Below are 25,880 nucleotides of genomic sequence, written 5' to 3'. Positions count from 1 at the left end.
GTGTTGAGGTACTCCGAAGTCGTGTTGAGGTACTCCGAAGTCGTGTTGAGGTACTCCGAAGTCGTGTTGAGGTACTTGAAAGTCGTGTTGAGGTACTTGAAAGTCGTGTTGAGGTACTTGAAAATCGTGTTGAGGTACTCCGAAGTCGTATTGGAGTACTTCAAACTTTGTCGCACCGCGATCAAGTACACAGGTGCGTAGGCGTAGCCCGCCGTAGGCATCGCTTGACTTTTAAGACAGTCGCTACATTGATAGATTTTATTACAAGTAATCACCCGAACTTGATATAATTAGCTGCACACGATCTGAGATGCTAAATCTCTAACGCAGTGGAATAATTTTCTCTACCTGGACTAATTTCCAGCATTACATCAAGCTCAAACTACTCTTTATACGACTCCAAAATTCCACTGCGAATCATTAGTTGTGGCCAAAACAACACAAAAAATGCCATCCACGTTCCTATAGGGATGGAAACGAGAACTGTTAGCCAGATAGTTTTAAATAGTAACCAGCTACCACCAATCAGTGTTACACCTGTGAGAACTATAGACCAGGGTTGACACCACCAAGGTTTGTAGTTCCAAGGACTTATAGGCTTTTGTTCAGACATTAGTTTTATTTAGTCAAACTCCAAATATTCTTTTAACAATTATGAATTGTTTTGACAGATTAAGTTTTATCGTACTCTATTTTTCCATAGTCAAGTTTGATAATTCGGTCTGCTAAATGAAAATAGCGATCGTCATGGCTAATTACCAGCAGTGTTTTACCCCGCGATCGCAGTTCTGGGAGAAGTTGAGTGTAAAATATTTTCTTGAATACTGGATCTTGATCGGCTGCCCACTCATCAAATAGATAAATTGGTCGATCTTCCAAGTAAGCTGTGAGTAAAGCTAGCCGTTTTCGTTGTCCTTGAGAAAGAGCAGTTGTAGAAATTTGTCCATTTTCAACTTTCACTTTATGGTCTAATTGCAGTTGTTGTAAATATTTTGTCGCTTGAGCATCCAAGTGAAAATTTTTTAATCCCAAAAGTTCTTCAAATAAGTAAAAGTCGGAAAATACCACAGAAAAATGCTGGCGATACCATTCTCGATTCTCTTCGCTAATTAACTGATCATCAAACCATATTTCGCCGTTTTCTGGGACATAAAGCCCAGTAATTAGTTTAGCTAATGTAGATTTACCGCTACCATTACCGCCGACAATGAAAACCAATTCTTGAGGATGCAGTGTCAAGTCGATGGGGCCAAAAATAAAGCTATTGTCTTCTTGTTCTGTGTAGTAAGTGTGGGTAACACTTTTAAATTTTAAGCTGTGCCAGTTAGAATTCAGGGCAGGTGGAACAGTTGATATTTCAGTTCGACTAGCTAGAGATAAACCCAGTGACTCAATTTTTTGTAAAGCAATGCTGGCTTTGCTTAATAGAGGAAGTTTACTGATGATGTTATCCATTGGTAACACCAAGTAAGTGAAAGTCAAAATGTAGCCAGAGAGAGTTTCGGGATTGATGGTAAGCAGATTAGGCAGTACAAATAGAACAAAACCGAGGGCAAAAAAGAATATGAGTTGACCCCAACTTGAAGTTATAGCAAAAAGGCTTAGACCATTAACGTTGTGATCACGGAACTCGTTAGCAGTTGATTGTAGTTTCTCTTCTACAAAGTCTTCACGCCGCTTGTAGTTTAGTTTGAGTTCCTTGACTCCTTCGGTAATGGTGCGAAAATGTTTAAACAGTTGATCTTCATCTTCACGAGCTAGAGTTAGCAATTGCCCGCCTCTGTTAAGTAGCCACTGACAACTAGCGATCGCAACTACTGAAATCCCACAAACCATCAGCAGTACTAACCAAGAAAGCCAGGTTATATACGTTACACAACCCAGGACGATCGCTAAATTAATAAAGATGAAAGGCATCTGATAAACAGCATTAGCAACCGCCTGAATATCTTCTGTTAAAGTTGCCAATAATCGAGGATTCCCTAAGCGTTCCAGATGACTCAACTCGGAAGCAAGAATCTGGCGACTCAAACGCATCCGTAATTGCAAAACAGCATTTTGAGAAAGGCGGATCAGCATCACTTGAGAAATGATACTGGTAATCAGTGCAACTATAGCCAGTCCCGCAAAACCCCAAATTATTGATGTGAGGCGGGAAGCACTACCGCTACTAGCAGCACGGCTAATTAGGGCAATCAAGCCAGCACTACTACCGCCACTCAAGAATCCAGTAGCGATCGCGATCGCTACCATTCCCCATGAAGAACGCAAAAGAAAGTAAATCAAATTCATGACAAATGCCTATACCCAGTTGGATACAACAAAAAATGAAAATCTCTCTTTTTATGTCCCATGCACGATTTCCATAATAGTTGTTTGCCAACCAATTAAATTTGCATTGCTAGGGTAGATTTTATATTTTACCAGTTAAACACCCCTTCAAATATGACGATGAACAAGGCACAAGGTCAGTAAATCGCAAAGTTTTTCTCAAGGGCTACGCCTACGCCAATTCAATTCCCCGTACATATTAGTTCTAAATAATACCTAAATTTTTAATAAAACTTATATTATTGAAAAGAGTTTCAAAAAATGAAATTATAAGGAATCTACGCCCATCCTAATAATTACCATTGACTTCACCAAAACAACTAGCACTAACCAATTCAGAAACCCTCGCAAACAAAACGAAATATTTATGAAAGTTATAGTAACAGGTTCGTTAGGAAACATCAGCAAGCCACTGGCAAAGGAGTTAGTGCAAAAAGGTCATGCGGTTACGGTTATCAGCAGCAAGCCGGAAAAGCAAAAAGACATTGAAGCTCTGGGCACCACCGCTGCTATCGGCTCACTGTCAGATGTTGATTTCCTGGTGTCCACCTTTACTGGTGCCGATGCCGTGTATGCTATGGTGCCGCCAAACTATACCGTGCCAGATCCAAGAGAGTATTACCAAAGAACTGGCAGCAACTATGCACAAGCCATTCAACGGTCGGGCGTAAAGCGTGTGGTTCATCTTAGCAGTATGGGCGCGCATTTAGATAAGGGCACCGGATTCATCCTCGGTTCTCACGATGTAGAAGGCATTTTGAATGAGCTGTCAGACGTAGCCATTACGCATCTGCGCCCTGGTTACTTCTACTACAATCTTTACAACTTTGTAGATATGATAAAAGGGCTGGGCTTTATTGGCGCAAACTATGGTGGCGACGACAAGCTTGTAATGGTTGCCCCAAGAGATATTGCCGCCGCCGCTGCAAAAGAGATAGAAACACCTGCTACCAGCAAGCAAGTGCGCTATGTGGCAAGTGACGAGCATACGGCCAACGAAACCGCTCACATCTTAGGCGCCGCCATTGGCAAGCCGGATTTAAAATGGGTAACCTTTACTGATGAGCAAACACAAAGCGGTTTGGAAGAGAGTGGAATGCCGGCACATATTGCGGTCAACTTTGTTGAAATGGGCACCAGCATTCACAGCGGCGCATCGCGGCAGGATTATGAACTGCATAAGCCAATTGCTATGGGCAAAGTAAAGTTGGAAGATTTTGCTCTTGAATTTGCTGCTGCTTTTTAAAAAGGTTGATTGTCTTTGTCCAAAGTTTAATCAAAAGGGGCAGCCTATGACTGTGAATTTAAAGTCTTTAGAGAACCAAATTAATGTAGCGGACAATTCTAAAACCGCTTCTGTCACTCAAGGAACCCGCTACGTTCCTTCGCACCATCGACGCATTCTGTGTATTTTTCCCAAGTACAGCCGCTCCTTTGGTACTTTTCATCACGCTTACCCACTTATGGGTAATGTCCGGGCTTTTATGCCACCCCAAGGTATTTTAATTGTGGCTGCCTACTTACCTAAAGAATGGGAAGTCCGGTTTATTGATGAGAATATCAAATCAGCAACCAGAGCTGATTATCAATGGGCTGATGTGGTGATTGTGAGTGGAATGCATATCCAAAAACCACAGATTAATCAAATTAACGAACTTGCCCATCGAGCGGGCAAAATTACAGTCGTAGGTGGGCCCTCGGTATCTGGGTGTCCAGAATATTATCCTGAGTTTGACATTTTAAATTTGGGTGAATTGGGAGATGGAAGCGATCGCATGATCGAATATCTAGACCAAAACTCTCAACGTCCCCAAGGGCAAATTCGCTTTGAAACCAAGGAACGTCTCCCTTTAACAGAGTTTCCCACCCCAGCTTATCATTTGCTGAATATCAATGATTATTTCTTGGCAAATGTACAGTTTTCTAGTGGTTGCCCTTATCGCTGCGAGTTTTGTGATATACCTGAACTCTATGGCAATAGTCCCCGGATGAAAACACCAGAGCAAGTAGTCGCGGAGTTAGACGCAATGCGACAATCTGGCAATTTAGGAGCAGTTTATTTTGTCGATGATAACTTTGTTGGCGATCGCCGCGCCGCCATGAAGTTGCTTCCTCACCTGATTGACTGGCAAAAACGCAATGGCTACCCCATTCAGTTTGCCTGTGAAGCAACGCTGAATCTAGCTCAAAGTCCAAAGCTGTTGGAAATGATGCGCGAAGCTTATTTCTGCACAATCTTTTGCGGGATCGAAACACCAGAACCAAATGCTCTCCATGCGATTTCCAAAGACCAAAATCTGAGTATGCCAATCTTAAAAGCGATTCAGGTTTTAAATAGCTATGGCATGGAAGTAGTATCAGGAATCATCATCGGCTTAGATACAGATACACCAGAAACAGCAGACCGAATTATCGAATTTATTCGGGCATCGCAAATTCCCATGTTGACAATTAACCTACTTCATGCATTACCGAGAACTCCATTATGGCGGAGATTAGAAGCAGAAGGGCGACTTGTCTTTGATGAAAGCCGCGAATCAAATGTTGAGTTTTTGATGCCCTACAAGCAAGTTGTTGAGATGTGGCGGCGCTGCATCACAACTGCTTATGAGCCGGAATTTTTATATCAGCGGTTTGCCTACAACATGGAACACACCTATCCAAACCGCATCGAAGTACCTAACAGCTCATCTCGCACTTCTGGGGCTAATATTCGCAAAGGTTTAACTTATCTAACCAATATTTTGCTGCGGATAGGTATATTTAGTAACTATCGTCAAACTTTTTGGAAAATGGCCAAGCCAGCATTAAAAGCAGGTGATATTGAGAACTTGATTCACGTTGGACTTGTCGGACATCATTTAATTAAGTTTGCCCAAGATTGTGCCAAAAATGAAGAATCAGCTTCATTTTATTCCCAAAAAATCCTTACCAAAGTTCGTAGCTAACTGTTGCTTTATTGCAATTTTTTTAGGGTGGGGACTGTTACAACAAGATTCTGCAACTCATGTTAGAGCCTTAGTGTAACAGTCAAGATCATAATGGGAGCAAACTAAGCGATCGCTTCGCTGCTTCGACTAAAAATAAAGTCGCCATTCTGCAAGATACTAAAGATACTTGTGGTTGAGCAGTCAAAGGCTATGGAGACAATTACATCAGCACAATACCATCAACAGCATCTTGAAAACCGCAAGGGTTATGAAGTTACCTACAATACTGAAGGTTATGATCGCATTGTTAGATATAGCGATCGCTATGTTACAGGCAGTTATCGAGAAGGTGAACTGAGACACGGAGTGCGTCTGCTGCTGTATGATGGCACATGGCTCAAAGACTTAAGTGTAGAAACCTTGTTTGACAGTCATCAATGGATTGTAGCCCGGTTTCACCTAGCTGGAAGTAGTAGGATAGTGATTTCTGGAAATCAAGATAAATCCTTCAAAGCTGATTATATACACCAACCAGGTAAAAACTATTTATTTTATTTGTCAGATATTAAACAAATTGACGAAGTGGCAGTAGGTACAGAACTGACAATTTTAATTCTTTTTAACTTCGATTTCTTCAGGTCATTTTCTACAGGTTCAGAAATTCTACCTGAAACATTACAAGTACTGCTAGAGTCTGAGACTTTGCCTCTATTTCATCGTCAAGTTGGTCACATCACCCACCAAATGAATCTTGCTTTGCAGCAAATTTTGCATTCTCCTCATCAGGGGATGATGAAGCGGATGTATTTAGAAAGCAAAGTCATTGAACTTCTATCGTGGCAATTGACTCAGTTTGTCGAAACTCAACAGGGACAGTATCCATTTACTAGTCTCAAGCCTGTTGATGTGGAAAGGGTTTACCAGGCTAAAGAAATTTTAATTCAAAATCACATCCAGCCACCTTCACTGATTGATTTAGCACAGCAAGTCGGGCTGCATCATATGAAGCTAAAACTTGGCTTTCGTGAGATTTTTGGAACAACTGCATTTGGTTGTTTGCGCTCTTACCGTTTGGAGGAAGCAAAGCAGTTTTTACAAGAGGGCACAATGACTGTGGAAGAAGTGGCAAATATGGTTGGTTACTCACATCTAAGTCATTTTAGAAACGCTTTTAAGCGCAAGTTTGGTATTACCCCTGGTGCTTGTCGAGCCGGGAAAAAGATTGTTATGGAATGATGATTTTTTATTCTATGGAATAATAAGGATTGGGATTGGGAATAAGTTTTGTAGTGTGTGTTATGCCGCTCTCTTACGCACCCTACCAGATTAGATATGGGAATAATATCGTGTCCGGTTAAAGACTTATCATTTAGACCGCAGTTCTTGCAGTTCTTGCAGGGAGCAGGGAGAAAAAGGCTTTTGCACTTTTTGCATAGATGCGGGAATTATAACTAATTAGGCGGACATGATATAAGAGAGTAAAAGTTAATACTACACCATCACCGCGACCAGTTAAAACTCGTCCTTTATGGCCTAATTTTTGTCCTTCATGGCCTAGATTTGTTGTCCTGTAAATACGTAAGCTCCTTAAAATAGTTGCAAATATTTTTTAATAAAAATTTGGACTAAATTTCTGTGAGGAGCAACATCTTGCAACAACCTTGGCGATTTTTTATTTTTAATCTAGGGATTGGGATTTTCGCCCCCCTATTACTTACTCAAGCAGCCTTGGCTAAATCAAAAGGGAGTCAAGTCATCACTGAAATACCTACATTCATTGATTCACAACCTCTCTCAACCACTGCCAAAGACTTGTTATCTCAAAATACAGACAATGATTTAGTGGTGAAAATCACTCAAGTTAAGGTAAACACCACAAATAAAGGAATTGACGTAATTTTAGAAACAACTGCATCGGAAAAATTGCAAATAGATGTCAAGAGTCAAGGTAATAACTTCATTGTTGATATTAAAAATGCTCAATTGTTTCTGCCATCAGGTAACAAATTTAGCCAAGAGCAACCAGCACAGGGAATTACTACTGTAACTGCCACTAATTTTGATGCCAATACTATCCGGCTGACAGTAACGGGTGAAGCGGGTTTGCCAGTTGTGGAGTTGTATGATAGTCCGAGGGAGGGTTTGGTTTTTGCTGTTGCCAGTGCGGCTGCTTCTGGGCAACAAACACAAACACCACAGCCGGAAACTGAACAGCCAGCAAGCGAAACTCAGCCAGAACAACCATCGGCAGAGAGTGATGAGCCGATTGAGTTGGTAGTAACGGGAGAGCAAGATGGGTATCGTGTACCAAATGCCTCAGTCGGAACCAAAATTGATACACCCTTGCGCGATATTCCCCAGGCGATTCAGGTAATTCCCCAGCAAGTACTGAAGGATCAGCAGGTAACGAACCTGGGCGAAGCAGTAAGAAACGTATCCGGTGTGAGACAAGTAGGTAATTCTTCATCCCGTGGAAATAATGCACTACCTAATATTCGAGGTTTTCTCTCGCAAGGTAATATCATTACAAATGGGTTGAGCGGCGACAATATAGATAGTGGTTTTAATTTTGCTAATGTTGAGCGGATTGAGGTTCTTAAAGGGCCTGCCTCTGTTCTCTATGGTCAAGGTTCGCCGGGTGGTGTTGTCAATCTTGTGACCAAAAAACCTCTGGCAGAACCTTACTATTTCATTGAAGCTTCTGCTGGGAGTTACAATTCTTATCGCAGTGCAATAGACCTTTCAGGCCCCCTCAATGATAGTAAAACTGTACTGTACCGTCTCAACGTTGCTGCTCTGACTACAGAGAGTTTTGTTGATTTCTACGACGAGCAACAATACGTTGTCGCCCCTACTTTTAGCTGGCAAATCAGCGATCGCACCAAATTCACTATAGCAGGCGAATATAAAGAGCGAAGCAAAGATAATGGTAATTTTGGTATCCCATTTGAAGGTAGTTTATTACCAAATCCTAATGGCAGAATCCCTCGCAATCGTAATCCTGTCTGGCCAGATCCTAAAAGAACAGAAATAAGTAAATATCAAGCTAGCTACGACCTTGAGCATCGCTTTAGCGAAAACTGGCAGCTACGCAGTGCTTTCCTATTTTCTCGGGTTGTAAATGATAGAAGTTTACTAGATGCTGGATTAACCGAAAATTTACGTACTCTAGATAGAGACTATTCATATAATAGAGCCACTAGTGAGAACTATAATTTTGACACTTATACAGTTGGCAAATTTCAGACAGGCAGCATTGGGCATCAACTAGTAATCGGCTTTAATTACAAATGGGGGGAAAGCTCAGACGTTGGTGGTGGTGGAGCTGCTAACCAGCTTGATTTGTTCAACCCCGTATATGGTCAACGAATCAGGCTCGGCCTAAATGATGAATTTGCATATGCCGATAGAAGTCAAGCAGACTCATATGGTTTTTATATCCAAGATCAAGTGACCCTGGCGGAAAATTTCAAACTGCTTTTGGGGGGACGCTACGATATTGCAAATTCAAGAGCAGGGGCTATTGGTGAGGAATTGACCGAGTCCCCACAAGAGCAAGCCTTTAGCCCAAGAGTTGGGATTGTCTATCAACCAATAGAGCCAATTTCGCTCTACGCTAGCTACAGTCGCTCGTTTAACCCAGTGGGTGGAAGAGATTTTGATGGTAACTTGTTTGAACCAGAAGACGGCACACAGTATGAAGTGGGTGTGAAAGTAGATTTGAATGACAAGCTTTCTGCAACCCTGGCTTTGTATGATTTGACCAAATCCAATGTCCTTACTGAGGATCTCGATCCAGCCCGTCGAGAATTAGGATTTTTTGTTCAAATCGGTGAACAGCGTAGCCGGGGTATTGAATTTGATGTGTCTGGTGAAATTTTGCCGGGATGGAACATTATTGCTAACTATGCCTTTACGGATGCAATAGTCACAAAAGACAACACCCTTCCAGTTGGTGACGAGTTTGATAACGTACCAAAACATTCTGCTAGCCTATGGACAACATACGAAATTCAATCTGGTAGTTTGCAAGGATTAAGCTTTGGAGTCGGAGTATTTTATGTTGGTGAAAGACAAGCACTTCTGCCAAATGATTCGCAATATATATTACCCAGCTATGTCAGCACTGATGCCGCCATTTTTTACAGGCGAGACAGGTTCCGTGCTGCGCTAAATTTCAAAAACCTATTTGACTTGTACTATTTTGAGTCTGCGGGTCTACTAGGCGATCCGTTTACTGTGCAAGGTACAGTTTCGTGGGAGTTTTAAGGGAAGTGAGGGGAATAGAAGGCGATCGCCGCAGCAGGTTTAATAAAAGACGATCGCGAATTACTGGGAATGAAACACACCCTCATCTAGCGATCGCTCAATTGCTTGAATAAGTTGTTCTTTTGATGTCATTGTAAAAATGCCTTATGGCTGGAATATTTTTATTTTATCCCAGTGTTTCAATCATGCCTGCGTTCTTGTCCTCAGTTCCTCACGCAATGCGATCACCGCATCAAATTGTTTCTCTAGTTGTAGAGCATCTACTATGCAAGTCAAATCCTTTCGTCATCTAGTTTTTACCCTACACCGCTACATTGGTTTAGCGGTGGGACTGATTGCAATTATCGTCGGCTTGACAGGTAGTTTATTAGTCTTCCACTCAGAAATTAGCAGCTTCGATCAGCAGCGCCAAATTGGCACAATCACCCCTCAAGGTGAAGCACTGCCCATTGAGGTTGTCTTGAACATGGTGAAAAAGACATATAGCAATCAACCAGATGCAACTCTCCAGGCGATTTACCTGCCCTCGAAGCCAAATGAGCCGATGAATGTTTTCCTGAAAACTAAGGAAAAGGACTGGAACGAAAACTACGTTAACCCTTACACAGGAGCAATTCTCGGCAATAACTTAAAGCCAACTTTTGTGAATAAGTTTTTTGAAATTGTCTACCCACTCCACTACGCTCTTTTAGGCGGTGACATTGGCTATAAGTTTGTGGGCATTATTGGTTTACTGATGTCTTTCATGAGTATTACAGGTATTATCCTTTGGCCTGGTTGGCGCAGGTTGATTTCTGGCTTCAAAATCAAGTGGAATGCTCATCCCAAGCGGCTTAACTTTGATGTTCACAAAGTTGCTGGCGTGATTACAGCAGTGTTTCTAATATGCACATTTTTCACCGGATTTTGCTGGAGCTTTGGTGAGTTCATCAACCCGATGATCTATGCTGTCACCTTCTCTAAACAGCAACCGACTCCGGTATCTGTTCCCATTGCTGGTAAGTCTGCGCTAGGACTCAAAGAACAATTAAAAACCGCTCAAGCTGCTTTACCAGATGCAGCGCTCAGGAGTATTTCTTTTCCAAGTAAACCAGAAGAAGTCTTAACGGTTAGCTTTAAGCTTCCCCAAGAAACTGAGGACTATGCTCAAAGCAATGTTTATCTCGACCAATATAATGGTAAGGTTTTGCGAGTGGATAGTTCTTTGAAGGTGTCATTGGGCGATCGCATTATCAATTCCTTTGTCCCTCTGCACTATGGTACTTTCTGGGGAATTCCATCCCGAATTTTTTACGTCTTTGTCGGACTTGCACCATTAGTTTTATTTATCACTGGCTTTGTGATGTGGCAGTATCGTTATCGCGCAAAAACTAGTAATAGCGATGCCGAAGGCAACCCGAAGCGGGAACGCCTAATAGAAATGTCACAGTCACGCCATAATTAACTGACAAATATTATTGCGTACACCAAAGGGGTTGTCAAAGGCATCGCCCAATAGAAATCTCACAGTCACACCCGACTCCTTTTATGCCGTTGATACAAGCATCAGCATGGCAACCTACGGAACTCTAGAAAAGTAACCTTGAAGGCACACTCGCGATACTTCCTTGGAAAGACGCAATCGCACTCCTACCTGCCTAACATTGTAATAGTTGAAAGCTCACAGTCCACGCAGAAGTATTTGGTAGCTAAAAAAGCAAGCCATCGCCAAGGAGTGGGGAGCGGTTACATAGGAGTTTTGGATGGTTATGAACAGTTCGTTGACTCGACCCTTGGCTGTTGTGACAGGTGCCTCCAACGGCATCGGTTACGAACTCGCCAAACAGTTTGCTCAAAACGGCTTTGATCTTCTAGTCACAGCCACCGGATCGAGCATTAACGAAGCGGCTATTGCCTTCGAAGGGCTGGGTGCTAAAGTTGAGACGGTACAGGCCGATCTCGCTAGTTATGACGGAGTTGAGATGCTCTACAACCAGATTAAGGCAACTGGGCGACCAGTGGATGCGATCGCCATCAACGCAGGTGTTGGTGTTGGCGGTGAGTTTGCCCGTGAAACCGACTTGAAAGACGAACTTAATCTGATTAACCTAAATGTCGTATCCTCTGTACATCTTGCCAAACGAGTAGTAAAGGACATGGTTGGACGTGGCAAGGGTCGAATCCTTTTCACATCGTCGATCGCCGCTTTGATGCCCGGCCCGTTCGAGACAGTCTACGCCGCCTCCAAGGCTTTTGTCCACTCCTTTTCAGAGGGGCTACGCAACGAGTTGAAGGACACGGGCGTTACCGTCACCGCGCTGATGCCGGGGCCCACCGATACCAACTTCTTCCACCGCGCGGGTATGGACGACACGAAGGTGGGCGCGGATCAAAAGGACGATCCGGCTGAGGTCGCCAAGCAGGGTTTTGAAGCCTTGATGGCAGGTAAGGATCACATCATCGCCGGTTCGCTCAAAACGAAGCTTCAGGGCAATGTAAGTAAGGTATTACCTGATACCGTCAATGCTGAACAGCACCGCAAACTCAGTGAGCCTGGGTCAGCCAATAAGTAATTTCACCTAATCAAGCGAATATGCTCAGTTGGCACTTTTTTTAAATAAGGTGCGATCGCCTGGGCTAAGGGCAGTAAAGAAGCTAATCGCGCAGTCGGTAATCTCACACATTTAGGATGGTCTGAAAGTCAGAGTCGTAACGGAGGATTCATGCAAATTCATCATCTCAATTGCGGCTGCATGTGCCCGATTGGCGGGGCCCTCTTCGATGGCTTCAGTCGCGGCCCGACGGCTCACCTCGTCTGTCACTGTCTGCTTGTGGAGACAGAGCAGGGACTTGTTCTGATTGATACTGGCTTCGGACTGCGCGATATCAAGTCGCCTTACTCCCGCCTCAGCCCGTTCTTCATTCATTTCAATGGCATCCAGTTTGATAAAAAATACACGGCACTCGATCAAGTTGAGCGGCTGGGATTTTCTGCGCGAGATGTGCGTCATATTGTGCTTACCCACCTCGATTTCGATCATGCCGGTGGTCTGGAAGATTTCCCGGAAGCAACCGTGCACGTAATGCAGGCTGAGATTGAAACCGCCCAGGATCGGCACGGCTTCATTGCCAGACGCCGCTATCGTCCAGAACAGTGGGACGAGGTTAAGCACTGGAAGTATTATTCGGCGGGAGGCGAACCTTGGTTCGGCTTTGAAGCAGTACGTGACCTCGACGGACTACCGCCAGAGATTCTTTTTATCCCGCTTGTAGGTCACACACGGGGTCATGCTGGTATCGCCATTGATACACCAGAGGGTTGGCTCCTACATGCAGGTGACGCCTACTTTTATCGGCACGAAATGGACTCAGCCAAAAGACGCTGCACGCCAGGTTTGCGTGCTTACCAATGGATGATGGAGGTGGATCGCCAGGCTCGGTTGCTCAATCAAGATCGGCTACACGCGTTATCGAGCGATCACAATCAGGACGTGCGTCTCTTCTGTAGTCACGATGCTGTCGAGTTCAAAGCGTTCGCTGACCAATCTAGCGGCTCTCAAAACTAGAAATTTCATCATTTACCAAGCCGTGCCACTAAGACCGATATACAAACCAGAACTGATTCATACTGCTGACTTTTTAAGCAAATCCTAGCTCGATTTAGGAGATATTATTCATGGTTATTCAGTTACAGAAATTGCCTACGGATGAGTCGCTAGGTACCCTGGAGCCAGTTACTCACTTTGATGGTGCAATGCCAACCGGTGTAACGGTATCCCATCAAGGGCGCATCTTCGTCAATTTTCCCAAATGGGGCGATGAAGTGGCGTTCACGGTGGCTGAGATCCGGGAAGGTCGCCCTGTGGCTTATCCAGATGAGGCGATCAATCGCACCAACCAAAACGATCTCGCTTCGACGCTTGTATCTGTACAGAGTGTCGTTGTCGATCCCGTTGATCGCTTGTGGATTCTCGACACTGGCAGTCCAATGTTCCAGCCAACGCAGTATGGCGGCCCAAAACTGGTTTGTGTGGATTTGGCAAGCGATCGCGTCATCAAGACAATTCTCTTCCCCCAGGATGTTGCTCTGCCAACGACTTATCTAAACGATATCCGCTTTGACTTGCGGCGTGGTGTTGAGGGCGTAGCATTCATCACGGATTCGTCTGACCAAGGGGCGAACGGAATTATTGTAGTGGATTTAGCATCGGGCGAGAGCTGGCGCAAGCTGCACGATCACCCATCAACCAAGGCGGAGGAACCGACAAGCTTTCTGCCAATTGTCGAGGGTCGTCCGTTTATGGAGCGTCAGCCGGATGGCAAAACCAAGCCACTGAAAATGGGGGCAGATGGAATTGCGATTAGCGCTGATGGGTCAAGCTTGTACTACTGTCCACTCGCCAGCCGACGGCTCTACAGTGTTGCCACTGACGCACTAGTGGATCGCTCAATAGACGATAACGCCGTTGCTGCAACGGTAACTGACGAGGGAGACAAGGGGGGTGGTGCCGATGGACTCGAATCAGATGCAGCAGGATATATTTACGCAACAAATTACGAACACCAGGCAATCCTTCGCCGCCGTTCCGGTGGAGAGTGGGAAACGGTAGTGCACGATCCGCATCTTATGTGGACAGATACGCTCTCGGTTGCCGCAGATGGGTATCTTTACGTTACGGCAAACCAGTTGCATCGTCAGGCGAAATACCAAAAAGGAAAAGACCTGCGGCAGAAGCCTTATACGCTATTCCGCATCCGCATTGACGCTCAACCTGTTCTGCTGCGGTGAATCCGGTTTGACGAAAGGTAATTGACAAAATTCCTGGTAGATGCATTCCACTATTAACAAATAACTTAACTTAAGGAAATTTCAACGTATGAAAGCAGTTTGCTGGCAAGGTACTAACAATGTCCAAGTCGATACAGTACCCGATCCCAAAATTATTAATCCGCGTGATGCTATTGTTAAAATCACGTCAACAGCGATTTGTGGTTCTGATTTACATCTTTATAATGGCTACAACCCGACGATGCAAAAGGGCGACATCCTGGGTCATGAATTCATGGGAGAAGTCGTTGAGTTGGGGAGGGCTGTCAAGAATGTAAATATAGGCGATCGCGTTGTCGTCCCCTTTACCATTTCCTGCGGCTCGTGTTTCTTCTGCAATCGGGATTTATGGTCGCTGTGCGATAACTCCAATCCCAACGCTTGGATGGTAGAAAAAATAATGGGTCATTCCCCATCGGGTCTTTTCGGCTACTCTCATTTAACAGGGGGTTACGCAGGAGGTCAAGCCGAATATGCCCGCGTTCCCTTTGCTGATGTTGGTTTGTTCAAAATTCCAGATGGGCTGACAGACGAACAGGTTTTGTTTCTGACTGATATCTACCCCACCGGATACATGGCTGCGGAAAACTGTGACATCCAGCCTGAAGATACGGTGGCGATCTGGGGCTGTGGCCCTGTAGGGCAATTTGCGATTAGAAGCGCCTTTCTTCTAGGTGCTGCACGGGTGATTGCAATTGATCGCGTTCCCGAACGCCTCCAGATGGCAAAAGCCGGTGGGGCAGAAATCCTCAACTATGAAGAAGTCGAGGTGGGTGAAGCCCTAAAAGAAATGACGGGTGGACGCGGCCCCGACTCGGTAATGGATGCGGTGGGCATGGAAGCTCACGGTTTGGGTTTGGAAGGCTTCTATGACAAGGCCAAGCAAGCAGTGCGTCTAGAGACCGATCGCCCCAATGTGCTACGTCAAGCGATCGTTGCCTGTCGCAAAGGCGGCACTGTGTCCGTTCCCGGTGTTTACACTGGTTTTGTAGACAAGATTCCTATGGGGGCTTTCATGAATAAAGGCTTGACCATGAAAACGGGACAAACACACGTTCATCGGTACTTGCGTCCGTTGCTCGAGCACGTTCAAAATGGCGATATCGATCCATCATTCGTGATTACCCATCGTCTACCGCTAGATCAAGCACCGCACGGCTACCAAATTTTTAAGGACAAGCAGGACAACTGTATCAAGATCGTACTTAAGCCAGGTCAGTCTACTTGAAACCTTTTGATGCGCCCACGGCTTCCTTAAAGCCGTGGGATTCATGATTAGAACAACCCCTATCTACTCGACTCAGGTCTTGTGCTTACTTTTAATTGCTGTAATCCTAGTATCAAGCTACAGCATTGGTATCCAAATATTGACATCTTAAAACCCAATACGCTTGGGTTAGCGCCAAAAGCCTTAAAGTGTGTAGGTTGGGGAGCCATTGCGTTGTCCGGGAACACCTGAAAAGTTCGCGCAGCGTCTCCCCTTCTCCCAAAGGGAGAGGCTAGCGCCAAGGGAGAAGCAAGTGGCGTTTGAGGAACGAAACTCAATATTTCCGGGGCTTTGTTGGGTTGCGCTTTGCTTAACCCAACAAAGCAATTTTTCACAAAGCCAAGCGTATTGTCTTAAAACCGCCAGTTATTAAATAAAAATCTATATCTATAAGTAGATGTGGTAATTTACAGTGTTATGGACATTAAAAGACCATATCAAATTCAAGTTCATCTATGACCACAAAGCCTTGGGATGCTCAACTTGCTCATTGGCTAGTTAGACCTCTAAAAGACAGTTGGGTAAGCCCCAATCATCTCACCACAGTGAGACTTGTAACTGGTTTGGCGGCTGCCATAGCGATTGCAGTTGGCGATACTATTTGGGTTAAGGTTGGGGCATGGCTATTTGCTTTATCTAACTTTCTAGATCATACAGACGGTGAATTAGCACGTTTGAGTGGGAAAAGTAGCAAATGGGGACATCAGTACGACCTTGCTAGTGACGCTATCATCCACATTCTATTGTTTGTGTGTATTGGATATGGTCTTAGGGAGGGAAAATTTGGTTGGTGGGCGTTGGTGATGGGGATAGTATCTGGCGTGTCTGTTGCTTGCATCTTTCATTTGCGAAACCAAATGGAACAGCGTTTAGGTAAAGACGCCAGCCGTCAACCAAATTTCGCCGGTTTTGACATTGAAGACGTGCTGTATTTGTTTCCCATAGTTACCTTACTAAATGGACTAGAGCCGTTATTAATGGCAGCGACAATTGGTGCGCCAACCTTTGCAGTATGGGTAATTTGGCAATTTTGGACACTCCCGCAGCCTGAATCAAACTAATATAACGGGGCATTGGGTAGAAAGCTGATAAAACAGGCTTTTTAGCTTTATTGAATGCATAATCAAATTTTGCGATCGCCTGCGGCGGATGAGTACGCCATCGTACTTTCTAAACTTGGTAACAAATATCTTTTTACCGACAGTCTACCGTTATTGGGGTAAAGCGAGAAACCCTAATCATTAAGCTACTTGACATCGACTTAGCAAATTGCTAAGTTAGTAGTAGGTTAAACAAGTTGCAATCTATGAATCAACTTAGCAATCCGCCAAGTTGATGCATAGATGTTGTAAAACCTAAATTTAGAGAGATGCAAAGAGTATACAAGGAGCCACCCATGATCTTTACCCTAAGAAAATTCATTTATTATGCACATTATTTCTACCACAACACTGAAACTTTTTTATCAAAAGTATCCTGATGCTGAGTCTAGTTTACGTGGTTGGAACAAAGTTGCAAAATCAGCCAAGTGGCAGAATATAGTTGAAGTTCGCCAAGCCTTTAACTCTGCCGATCCAGTAGGTGAACTTACAGTTTTTAATATTCAAGGAAACAAGTATCGCCTTATTACTTATATTGACTATCAAAGCCAAAAAATATTTATTCGTAACATAATAACCCATACAGAGTACGATACCGACAAATGGAAAAATGACCCTTGGTTTAAATAAACGCCCTACCTACATTGAGCTACTGCAAGCATTTCCTCCTCGTCCTATTAAGACTGAGGAGGAGTTATTTGCCACCCAAAAAATTATTGATTCTCTGATAGACAGCGCCCCGCTAACATCAGATGAAAAAGATTATCTTAATATTTTAGGCACTCTAGTTTATGAGTATGAACAAATGCAGCAGCCCGTGCCTGATATTTATGGAGTAGATTTACTTCAGGTTTTGATAGAAGAAAATGGGCTACTTCAAAAAGATTTAGTACCTATTTTCAAAACAGAATCTATTATATCGGCCATCTTAAAAAAGCGGCGTAAACTAACAACTAGACACATTGAAGAACTGGCAAAATTTTTTCATATTTCACCTGCTGCTTTCTTCCCAAATAGTCTTGAATAAATCGTTATTGGTTGAGTGTAGAAGTGCGATCAATCATTTAAATAATTTTATGACTTCATTAGTTTTTGAGTTACAAAAAGATGCTTGTGAATCATCAGTTTCCGTTTTAAATCTGCTTCGTAAAGCTTTAGTTGTTGCGAATTATACAATAGAAAACTATATTAGTATGTCGCAAACATATAATTCAATGTCTGATAATCACTCAACTAATATTCAAGCTGGTCGTGACGCTAGTGGTAATTTACTTGGTTCAGAAGTAACTGGAATTGTAGCAGGTGGTAATATTAGCGATACTGTTAATAATGCCATTAATCAACTGCAAGCCTCCAACACTTCAGAAGTATTACAGTTGGCAGAATTACTGGTTTAGACAGCCTTGCTCCGATTTTTGGAGAATTTTATCAACTCAATGCCTTTTTCGAGTTCCTTAACAAAATTACGGCAGAAAAACTCCTTCCTTGTCCTGATGCTGATCCCCATACTTACGCGCTGTACTATTACACTGAGCCTGGAGATCATATCCAGTATCACTACGATACCTCTTACTATCGTGGGATAACGCTATACAGTGTTGCTTGGTTTAGTTGATAATTCATTCAGCAAGTTGGAATATCAACTCTACAAGGATATTCCTGAACGGGAGACGGAAATGCGATCGCTCTCCATAACCCCTGGTACTCTAGTCTTATTCAATGGTGACAAACTTTACCACAGAGTTACTCCTTTGGGTAACAATGAACAGCGCATTGTCTTGACTTTGGAGTACGTCACTGACACGCGCATGGGTATGCTAAAACGTTTTGTCTCGAATATGCTCGAATATGAAAGATGCGTAGGCGTAGCCCGTTGTAGACATCGCCTATTTTGGTTTTCGCCAAGTGTTTCGCTCTTAGCACCACCAGATTGCATCCCTCCTGCCTCCTCCATGTTAAGAATTAATTAACAAATATTGTCTGGATCAAAAAACAGTCATTATAAAATACTGGGAAAATTTCCAGATTTCCTGGTGTCTAAGCTAATGTTGGTGACTTGACGATGAAGGCAATTATCTTAGCTGCTGGCGTTGGACGACGCTTAGGTAAAGACGGGCAAATCCAACCCAAATGCTTACTGAAATTTAACGGTAAATCTCTATTAGAGCGCCATTTTAACTATCTCCGTCATTACCAAATTGATGAAGTAGTGATTGCTGTGGGTTATCAAGCACAAAGAATTCAGGATGAAATCAAAGCATTAGGAGCCGAAAATTGGGTCAGTACAATTTATAATCCTGACTACACTAAAGGCAGTACGATCAGCCTTTGGACTGTAGGTCAGCATTTAGTTGCTGGCGATGACATATTATTAATGGATGCAGACGTGTTGTACGATCGCCGCATCATCGAACGACTGGTGAACACAAATATCGCCAACTGCTTCTTACTAGATCGTGATTTTGAACCTGGGGATGAACCAGTGAAGCTTTGTGTCAGAGATAATTATCTAGTAGAGTTTCGCAAACAAGTAACTCCTGGTTTAGCTTACGATTTTGTCGGTGAGTCGGTGGGATTCTTTCGCTTTGGAAGTCCTGTTGCTCACCGTCTTGCTACTCGCACAGAACAGTATGTTGCAGACGGACGCAATAATGAACCTTATGAAGAAGTAATTCGGGATCTGCTCTTAGAAACTCCAGAAACATTTGGCTACGAAGACATCACTGGATTACGTTGGCTCGAAATCGATTTTCCCCAGGATATTCAACGCGCCCAAAACGAGATTTTACCTCAGATAGAAATCGTAGAAAATGTTTGAAAATATTTTCATTGATAGCGGTTTTGGTTTGGATGCATTACAGTTTGATTTCTTTCCAAATCTGTCTTTTAAAAGGAGAGAGGCTTTGAATTTTACTCTCTTTACCTTGTAGGGAAGAAACTGTTCTTATTAGGTCTGTGAGAACCGCTATATTATATAGGTTGAAAAAAGTAGAATAAATGCATCAAATATTTGCACCCATTAACACCTCTGCAAAATTAAATAAAAGTGCCCAATTACGGTTATTACTAGAATCGCCTCAACTCGACTTCATCATGGAAGCTCACAATGGGATTAGCGCCCGAATTGTGGAAGAGGCTGGATTTAAAGGAATTTGGGCGAGTGGATTAGCCCTTTCGGCTCAATATGGCGTTCGAGATAATAATGAAGCCAGTTGGACTCAAGTTGTGGAAATGCTGGAGTTCATGTCTGATGTCACCAGCATCCCCATTTTGTTAGATGGAGATACTGGTTATGGCAATTTTAATAATATGCGTCGCTTGGTTAAGAAGTTAGAACAGCGAGGTATTGCTGGAGTTTGTATTGAAGATAAGCTTTTTCCCAAAACCAATAGCTTTATTAACGGTAGTCGCCAAGCCTTGGCTGATATTGATGAATTCTGCGGCAAAATTAAGGCAGGTAAAGATAGTCAGACAGACCCAGATTTTTGCATCGTCGCTCGACTCGAAGCTTTGATCGCTGGGTGGGATCTCTCTGAAGCAATGCGCCGAGCTGAAGCTTACCACGCCGCCGGAGCAAACGCCATTCTGGTTCACAGTAAATCATCGCGTCCTGACCAAGTGCTAGCCTTTGCTAAAGAATGGGCGGGTCGTTCTCCGTTAGTGATTATACCGACTAAATATTACAGCACGCCTACTGATGTTTTTCGCAAAGCTGAAGTTAATTTGGTCATCTGGGCAAACCATTTGATTCGATCTGCTGTTGCTAGTATGCAAGCGATCGCGCGTGAAGTGAAAGCCAGCGAAACTTTAATCAACATTGAAGATGATATTGCTTCGGTAAAAGAAATTTTCCGGCTACAGGGGGCGGATGAACTCCAAGAAGCTGAAAAACGCTACTTTAACAACGGACGACAAAATACCCAAGCGATCGTTCTGGCTGCTAGCAGAGGACAAGAGTTAGCAGGGTTGACGCAAGATAAACCAAAAGTAATGTTACCCCTTGGAGGTAAACCTCTACTTAGGCTTTTGGTAGACAAATTCAAGAAACTTGCCATCAACGATATTACCGTTGTCGCCGGTTACAAAGCAGAAACTATTAATGTTCCGGGGACTAAAGTCATCCGTAACCCAGATTATGAAACAACGGGAGAATTAGCATCCTTAGCCTGCGCTCAAGCTAGTTTTGGCGAAGAGATGCTGGTGCTTTACGGCGATTTACTATTTAGAAGCTACATCCTACGAGATTTATTAGAATGTCCGGGAGAAATTGTGGCTGTGGTTGATTCTGTGGCCAACAGCAAGTCTGTTAGCGGTTCACCTGACTACGCTTATTGCTCAATTCCAGACGATCTTTCTCTGTTTGGACAGGATGTCAACCTATTGAACATTTCTAAAACCACACAAACACAATTAGGAAAATCTAGCGGCCGCTGGATTGGGATGTTGCGCTTGCGGAGTCAAGGTAGACAATGGGTTAGTGAAGCACTCAATGAGTTGCAAAAACGACCGGAATTTAACAGTCTGGGTTTGCCAGAATTATGCAATTATTTAATCGAGCAAGGCAAACCGATCAAGGTACTTTATATTCGCGGTAACTGGTTAGATGTTAATTCTTTGGACGATCTTGACCTTGCTTTTCAATTAAAACAATAGGAGTGGGGCATTAGGTATTGGGCATGGGGAATTGTGAGATTGAAGTTTTGGGTTCTGAGGCTGAAGTTTTGAGTTCAGAAGTTGAATTTCCGAGTTCAGCAGTTGAATTTCCGAGTTCAGAAGTCGAAGGTTTGAGTTCAGAAGTCGAAGGTTTGAGTTCAGAAGTCGAAGGTTTGAGTTCAGAAGTCGAAGGTTTGAGTTCAGAAGTCGAAGTTTTGAGTTCAGAAGTCGAAGTTCCGAGTTCAGAAGTCGAAGTTTTGAGTTCAGAGGTCGAAGTTTTGAGTTCAGAAATCGAAGTTCCGAGTTCAGAGGTCGAAGTTCCGAGTTCAGAGGTCGAAGTTCCGAGTTCAGAGGTCAAAGTAATAATCTTTCCTCCCCAATCCCCAGTCCCCAATCCCCAGTCCCCAATCCCCAATCCCCAATCCCCACTCCCCATCTCTTAATATGATCCAGGCAGAAGAATTTGTAGAAGCTGCGCGTAATCTTGGTTTTGGGTGGTACACTGGCGTACCCTGTTCTTTTCTCACGCCTTTTATTAACTACGTCATCAATGACGTTCAACTTAGATATATCTCCGCAGCCAATGAGGGAGATGCTGTAGCGATCGCAGCCGGAGCAGCAATTGCTGGTAAACCTGCTGTGGTGATGATGCAAAACTCTGGTTTGGGAAATGCAGTTAACCCGCTAACTTCCCTTACTTATATATTTCGGATTCCACTGCTGCTGATTTGTACTCTAAGAGGCGATCGCTTGTTGCAAGATGAACCGCAACATCAATTAATGGGGCAAATTACAGAGAAATTGCTGCAAACAATGACTATACCTTGGGAATTTTTTCCCACAAATGCAGCAGAAATAGAACCAGTTCTGCAAAGAGCCACAGCCTATATGCAACAAGAACGCTGTCCTTATGCTTTAATTATGCGTAAAGGAGCGATCGCCCCCCATGCACTCACTCGTTCTTCTATCCCCGAACGAGAAAATAGTAATAGCGCTCATATTCAGCAAAGCTTTTTTCGGGATCACAAAGAACAACGCATTTCTCGCAGCGAAGCATTGGCTCGGATTGTGGAACTTACCGATCCAGAAAACACTGTAGTAATTGCCACCACCGGATACACAGGACGCGAACTCTTCGCTAGTAAAGACAGCGCCAATCATCTTTACATGGTTGGGTCGATGGGCTGTGCCTCCTCAATGGGATTGGGATTATCCTTAGCACGGAAAGACCTGAAGGTAGTAGTAATTGATGGGGATGGAGCAGCTTTGATGCGAATGGGTAATTTTGCTACCATCGGCACTTATGGCGGTGCTAACTTAACCCATATTCTTTTAGATAATGAAGTTCACGATTCCACAGGCGCACAAGCCACCGTCTCTGCGGGTATCTCCTTTGCCAAAATTGCCGAAGCGTGTGGTTACGGCGTTACATTAGCCGGAGATGACCCAGCGATTTTAGATGCCTTATTTACCGCAGATAGCAACACTAGACCTAAATTCGCTCATCTGAAAATCCGTCCCGGAACTTTAGAAAAGCTACCCAGACCCAACCTCACCCCGGAAGAAGTTTTACAACGCTTCATGAAACATATTGGTTCTGACCTTATAATTCCTAATTTGTAATTAATAAATTCAAAGTCCAAACTCTTAATTTATTAATGACAAATGACAAATGACAAATGACAAAATGATTTTACTAAATCCCGGCCCTGTCAATTTGAGTGATCGCGTCAGAAATGCCCTGTTGCGTCCCGATTTGTGTCACCGTGAAGTAGAATTTTCCCAACTTCAAAGCAGAATCCGCGAACAGCTACTTCAAGTTTATGGTCTTAGAAGCGATCGCTGGGCAGCAGTTCTCCTCACTGGTTCTGGAACCGCAGCGATGGAAGCGATGATTAGCAGTTTAGTACCCACAGACGGTAAATTACTAGTCATTGAAAACGGTGTATATGGCGAACGACTATCTAAAATCGCCAAAATCCACGGCATTGATTACATTACACTTTCCCATCCTTGGAATGCCGAAATCGATATCAACGGTCTAATCAAACTCCTGGATGAAAACACCGATATCACCCACCTTGCTGTCGTCCATCACGAAACTACTACCGGTCGCTTAAATAATTTGGCGGAACTTGCGCCAATTTGCCAAGAACGCGGTATCAAACTATTAGTAGATGCAGTCAGCAGCTTTGGTGCTGAGGAACTAAATTTTGCAGATTGGGGAATCACCGCTTGCGCTGCGACAGCGAATAAATGTCTGCATGGCGTCCCCGGAACATCTTTTGTCATCCTGCAACGGGATGCACTGCCCTCAGTAGACACCATCCCCCGCACCTTATATTTAGATTTAGCAACCTATTGCCAGCAACAAGACCGAGGCGGCACACCTTTTACGCAATCAGTACAGACATTTTATGCCTTAACAGAAGCTTTGCAAGAAATGGCAGAAGCAGGAGGGTGGCGTGCTAGACACAGCCATTACAACCAACTTGCCAGCTTAGTCAGAGACGGGTTAGCCTCAATCGGAATTAAACCCCTACTTCCTCTTGGCAGTTCATCCGTTGTCTTGAATGCCTACTACTTGCCAAACGGTTTCAGCTATGAAGAATTTCACGACCAACTGAAAGCACAGGACTATATAATTTATTCTGGACAGGGGAATTTAGCTCAATCTATTTTCCGAGTCTCGACAATGGGAGCTATTACCTACGCTGACATGGAACGCTTTGTTGCTGTTGTTAAGGAAATTATTCGGTAAACTGACTTTTCACTTCAGAAACCTCCCGAAATTACTACTTTGATTCGTGGGCTTGAGCAGTTTGAATCCACCTTTTTAGGCTGGGAACTCGCTCTGGGCAAACTTGTGTGTACACCGTAGCCTAAAAGGAGAGAGGTTTTCCAGATATTGTGAAAAGTCAGGTTGACGTTGAGATGTGCGATCGCATTTACCAGTGGGAATCATAACAAACAGATTCATTACGGTAAATATCCAATGGCTTACCAAAATATTACAGGCTCCCTTTCCCCAGCAGATATCCAAGAAATTAAAGCAGCGTTTGCGACTATCCAAGCAAAGATGCCTTTTCTCGTTACCCTGAGTGTGGAAGAACGACGCAAGTTATTTAAGATGGGCGATAAAAGCCTAGCTTTCGTCAATACCAGCCTGACTGCGGCCCAGTCTAACCGAGAAATTCTCCCAGCCAGCTTTGATGTAGATGAATTTGTGCGGGATTATCAATTAGCAATCACACTTACTGAGCTTTTGATTGGATTGCGACAACTGACAGAACAAGTAGATGATACCTTAATGGCAGTCGGCAGCGAAGCAATGGGCAGCAGTTTGACAGTTTATGATTACGTGAAGACTGCTGCTAAGAAAACTCCAGGGTTAAAAACTATTGCTGAACAGTTAGGCGATCGTTTTAAAGCTATTAAAAATAAACCTACTAAAACTAACTCTGGTTCATAGGCTGAAAATCTTGCCAAAGATACCGGAAGAGTCAAAGGGGAAAAGTTAAAGCGAGATTTAATTCCTTTTCTTTTTTCCTTTTTATTTTGTCAACTGGTAAATGAGTCTTTGATACTCGTAGACGAGTCTTTTATACTCGCGCGAGAGTCTTTTATACTCGTGCGAGAGTCTTTGATACTCGTAGACGAGTCTTTTATACTCGTGCGAGAGTCTTTTATACTCGTGAATGAGTCTTTGATACTCGTGAGCGAGTCTTTTATACTCGTGGACGAGTCTTTGATACTCGCGCGAGAGTCTTTGATACTCGTGAGCGAGTCTTTAATACTCGTGGACGAGTCTTTTATACTTGTGAATGTAGATCGCCTACTACTTGTTGATACCAAGTTGCATTCTCAATCAGGAATTACGGATTGCAAGGTTGTTATTATACTCGTAACAGCTTGTAATCTGCCACCTTGCTTCAAACATGGTCACAACTCCCCGCCACCGCAGCAAGCCTTCTCGTTTTATCCTTTATGCTTTAGCCTTTATCCTTTCTTTCCTTTTTTGTCTACCTTGGGTAAGCGCCAAAGAAAAACCTAAACCCAAACCCCAAGATTGGCAGATTAACGGTATATTAGCCGCCCTTGATGATGGACTTGACCAAGTTAAGGGATATGCTCTCAAGCAATTAGTTGAATATAATCTCAAAGATTTAAAATCCCTGGTGAAGAAACCAGAGGATATTGCCGAGAAAGCTGCCGAAATCCTCAAGGATGAAAAGGTGGACGCCTCCGTTCGTTATAATGCGGCATCGGCATTGGGCAACTTCGGAGACGCCGCAGCCAAGTATGTCCCTGACATCCTCAATATCCTCAAGGATGAAAAGGTTCCCGCCTACGTTCGTTATAATGCGGCATCGGCATTGGGCAACTTCGGAGACGCCGCAGCCAAGTATGTCCCTGACATCCTCAATATCCTCAAGGATGAAAAGGTTCCCGCCTACGTTCGTTATAATGCGGCATCGGCATTGGGCAACTTCGGAGACGCCGCAGCCAAGTATGTCCCTGAC

Annotated in this window: 26 protein-coding genes; 23 read left to right on the top strand and 3 right to left on the bottom strand. The window is 43.7% G+C overall.

Annotated elements, in window-relative coordinates:
* Positions 1–290 (top strand): hypothetical protein (locus tag HWQ58_RS30930; RefSeq protein ID WP_292871494.1); only part of this gene is annotated, 290 nt, incomplete at its 5' end.
* Between the two features lie 92 nt (positions 291–382).
* Here HWQ58_RS30930 and HWQ58_RS30925 read toward each other — a convergent pair.
* Both HWQ58_RS30925 and HWQ58_RS30920 read right to left on the bottom strand, forming a co-directional pair.
* On the bottom strand, positions 383–613 hold the full coding sequence (locus tag HWQ58_RS30925) for a DUF6737 family protein (RefSeq protein ID WP_292871492.1): 231 nt from the start codon (positions 611–613) through the stop codon (positions 383–385).
* 59 nt (positions 614–672) lie between these two features.
* Entirely contained in the window at positions 673–2,292 is a 1,620-nt protein-coding gene (locus HWQ58_RS30920; RefSeq protein ID WP_292871490.1) for a cyclic peptide export ABC transporter, read from the bottom strand.
* Positions 2,293–2,698: 406 nt separating this feature from the next.
* On the opposite strand from HWQ58_RS30920, the gene HWQ58_RS30915 reads away from it, so the two are divergent.
* From HWQ58_RS30915 to HWQ58_RS30820, 20 genes are all read left to right on the top strand, one after another.
* Positions 2,699–3,577 carry an NAD(P)H-binding protein gene (locus tag HWQ58_RS30915; protein WP_292871488.1) on the top strand — a complete coding sequence of 293 codons (879 nt, stop codon included), beginning with the start codon at positions 2,699–2,701 and terminating at the stop codon, positions 3,575–3,577.
* A gap of 46 nt (positions 3,578–3,623) precedes the next feature.
* Positions 3,624–5,279 carry a B12-binding domain-containing radical SAM protein gene (locus HWQ58_RS30910; RefSeq protein WP_292871486.1) on the top strand — a complete coding sequence of 552 codons (1,656 nt, stop codon included), beginning with the start codon at positions 3,624–3,626 and terminating at the stop codon, positions 5,277–5,279.
* A gap of 192 nt (positions 5,280–5,471) precedes the next feature.
* Positions 5,472–6,497, top strand: coding sequence for an AraC family transcriptional regulator (locus HWQ58_RS30905; protein WP_292871484.1), 1,026 nt, complete (start codon positions 5,472–5,474; stop codon positions 6,495–6,497).
* 399 nt (positions 6,498–6,896) lie between these two features.
* Complete coding sequence (locus tag HWQ58_RS30900) at positions 6,897–9,530, top strand: TonB-dependent siderophore receptor (protein WP_292871482.1); 2,634 nt, start codon at positions 6,897–6,899, stop codon at positions 9,528–9,530.
* Complete coding sequence (locus tag HWQ58_RS30895) at positions 9,518–9,643, top strand: hypothetical protein (protein WP_292871480.1); 126 nt, start codon at positions 9,518–9,520, stop codon at positions 9,641–9,643. Before HWQ58_RS30900 ends, HWQ58_RS30895 begins: the two co-directional genes overlap by 13 nt.
* 152 nt (positions 9,644–9,795) lie before the next feature.
* Entirely contained in the window at positions 9,796–10,974 is a 1,179-nt protein-coding gene (locus tag HWQ58_RS30890; RefSeq protein ID WP_292871478.1) for a PepSY-associated TM helix domain-containing protein, read from the top strand.
* A 298-nt stretch (positions 10,975–11,272) separates the two neighbouring features.
* Positions 11,273–12,082 (top strand): SDR family NAD(P)-dependent oxidoreductase, encoded by an 810-nt coding sequence (locus HWQ58_RS30885; protein ID WP_292871476.1) that lies wholly within the window; start codon positions 11,273–11,275, stop codon positions 12,080–12,082.
* Between the two features lie 150 nt (positions 12,083–12,232).
* Positions 12,233–13,075 (top strand): MBL fold metallo-hydrolase, encoded by an 843-nt coding sequence (locus HWQ58_RS30880; protein WP_292871474.1) that lies wholly within the window; start codon positions 12,233–12,235, stop codon positions 13,073–13,075.
* 257 nt (positions 13,076–13,332) lie between these two features.
* Positions 13,333–14,298, top strand: coding sequence for an L-dopachrome tautomerase-related protein (locus tag HWQ58_RS30875; RefSeq protein WP_292871472.1), 966 nt, complete (start codon positions 13,333–13,335; stop codon positions 14,296–14,298).
* An 88-nt stretch (positions 14,299–14,386) separates the two neighbouring features.
* Positions 14,387–15,565 carry a zinc-dependent alcohol dehydrogenase gene (locus HWQ58_RS30870; protein WP_292871470.1) on the top strand — a complete coding sequence of 393 codons (1,179 nt, stop codon included), beginning with the start codon at positions 14,387–14,389 and terminating at the stop codon, positions 15,563–15,565.
* A gap of 494 nt (positions 15,566–16,059) precedes the next feature.
* Positions 16,060–16,665 carry a CDP-alcohol phosphatidyltransferase family protein gene (locus tag HWQ58_RS30865; protein WP_292871468.1) on the top strand — a complete coding sequence of 202 codons (606 nt, stop codon included), beginning with the start codon at positions 16,060–16,062 and terminating at the stop codon, positions 16,663–16,665.
* A gap of 366 nt (positions 16,666–17,031) precedes the next feature.
* Positions 17,032–17,334, top strand: a complete 303-nt coding sequence (locus HWQ58_RS30860; RefSeq protein WP_292871466.1) for a type II toxin-antitoxin system HigB family toxin — start codon at positions 17,032–17,034, stop codon at positions 17,332–17,334.
* Entirely contained in the window at positions 17,315–17,731 is a 417-nt protein-coding gene (locus HWQ58_RS30855) for a transcriptional regulator (protein ID WP_292871464.1), read from the top strand. The genes HWQ58_RS30860 and HWQ58_RS30855 overlap by 20 nt, the downstream gene beginning before the upstream one ends.
* Before the next feature lie 49 nt (positions 17,732–17,780).
* The gene (locus tag HWQ58_RS30850) at positions 17,781–18,101 is read left to right on the top strand and encodes a hypothetical protein (protein WP_292871462.1); all 321 of its coding nucleotides are present in this window, start codon (positions 17,781–17,783) and stop codon (positions 18,099–18,101) included.
* Positions 18,102–18,299: 198 nt separating this feature from the next.
* On the top strand, positions 18,300–18,674 hold the full coding sequence (locus HWQ58_RS30845) for a hypothetical protein (protein WP_292871460.1): 375 nt from the start codon (positions 18,300–18,302) through the stop codon (positions 18,672–18,674).
* A gap of 92 nt (positions 18,675–18,766) precedes the next feature.
* Positions 18,767–19,522: a phosphocholine cytidylyltransferase family protein gene (locus HWQ58_RS30840; protein ID WP_292871458.1), complete on the top strand. Its 756-nt coding sequence runs from the start codon at positions 18,767–18,769 to the stop codon at positions 19,520–19,522.
* A gap of 179 nt (positions 19,523–19,701) precedes the next feature.
* Positions 19,702–21,357 carry a phosphoenolpyruvate mutase gene (gene aepX, locus HWQ58_RS30835; RefSeq protein WP_292871456.1) on the top strand — a complete coding sequence of 552 codons (1,656 nt, stop codon included), beginning with the start codon at positions 19,702–19,704 and terminating at the stop codon, positions 21,355–21,357.
* 23 nt (positions 21,358–21,380) lie between these two features.
* Positions 21,381–21,800, top strand: coding sequence for a hypothetical protein (locus HWQ58_RS30830; protein ID WP_292871454.1), 420 nt, complete (start codon positions 21,381–21,383; stop codon positions 21,798–21,800).
* A gap of 1 nt (position 21,801) precedes the next feature.
* Positions 21,802–22,980, top strand: coding sequence for a phosphonopyruvate decarboxylase (aepY, locus tag HWQ58_RS30825; protein ID WP_292871452.1), 1,179 nt, complete (start codon positions 21,802–21,804; stop codon positions 22,978–22,980).
* Positions 22,981–23,029: 49 nt separating this feature from the next.
* Positions 23,030–24,118 (top strand): 2-aminoethylphosphonate aminotransferase, encoded by a 1,089-nt coding sequence (locus HWQ58_RS30820; RefSeq protein ID WP_292871450.1) that lies wholly within the window; start codon positions 23,030–23,032, stop codon positions 24,116–24,118.
* A gap of 75 nt (positions 24,119–24,193) precedes the next feature.
* On the opposite strand, the gene HWQ58_RS30815 is transcribed toward HWQ58_RS30820, so the two are convergent.
* The gene (locus tag HWQ58_RS30815; RefSeq protein ID WP_292871448.1) at positions 24,194–24,337 is read right to left on the bottom strand and encodes a hypothetical protein; all 144 of its coding nucleotides are present in this window, start codon (positions 24,335–24,337) and stop codon (positions 24,194–24,196) included.
* 15 nt (positions 24,338–24,352) lie between these two features.
* Between HWQ58_RS30815 and HWQ58_RS30810 the strand changes: the two genes are divergently transcribed.
* Positions 24,353–24,829 carry a hypothetical protein gene (locus tag HWQ58_RS30810; RefSeq protein ID WP_292871446.1) on the top strand — a complete coding sequence of 159 codons (477 nt, stop codon included), beginning with the start codon at positions 24,353–24,355 and terminating at the stop codon, positions 24,827–24,829.
* Positions 24,830–25,295: 466 nt separating this feature from the next.
* Positions 25,296–25,880, top strand: a 585-nt coding sequence (locus HWQ58_RS30805; RefSeq protein WP_292871444.1) for a HEAT repeat domain-containing protein, incomplete at its 3' end; no start/stop codon positions are given.

The sequence above is a fragment of the Nostoc sp. LPT genome (assembly GCF_017115165.1).
Classification (GTDB): Bacteria; Cyanobacteriota; Cyanobacteriia; order Cyanobacteriales; family Nostocaceae; genus Nostoc.
Note: the sequence above shows the minus strand (reverse complement) of the source record. Positions and strands in the feature narration are given on the sequence as shown.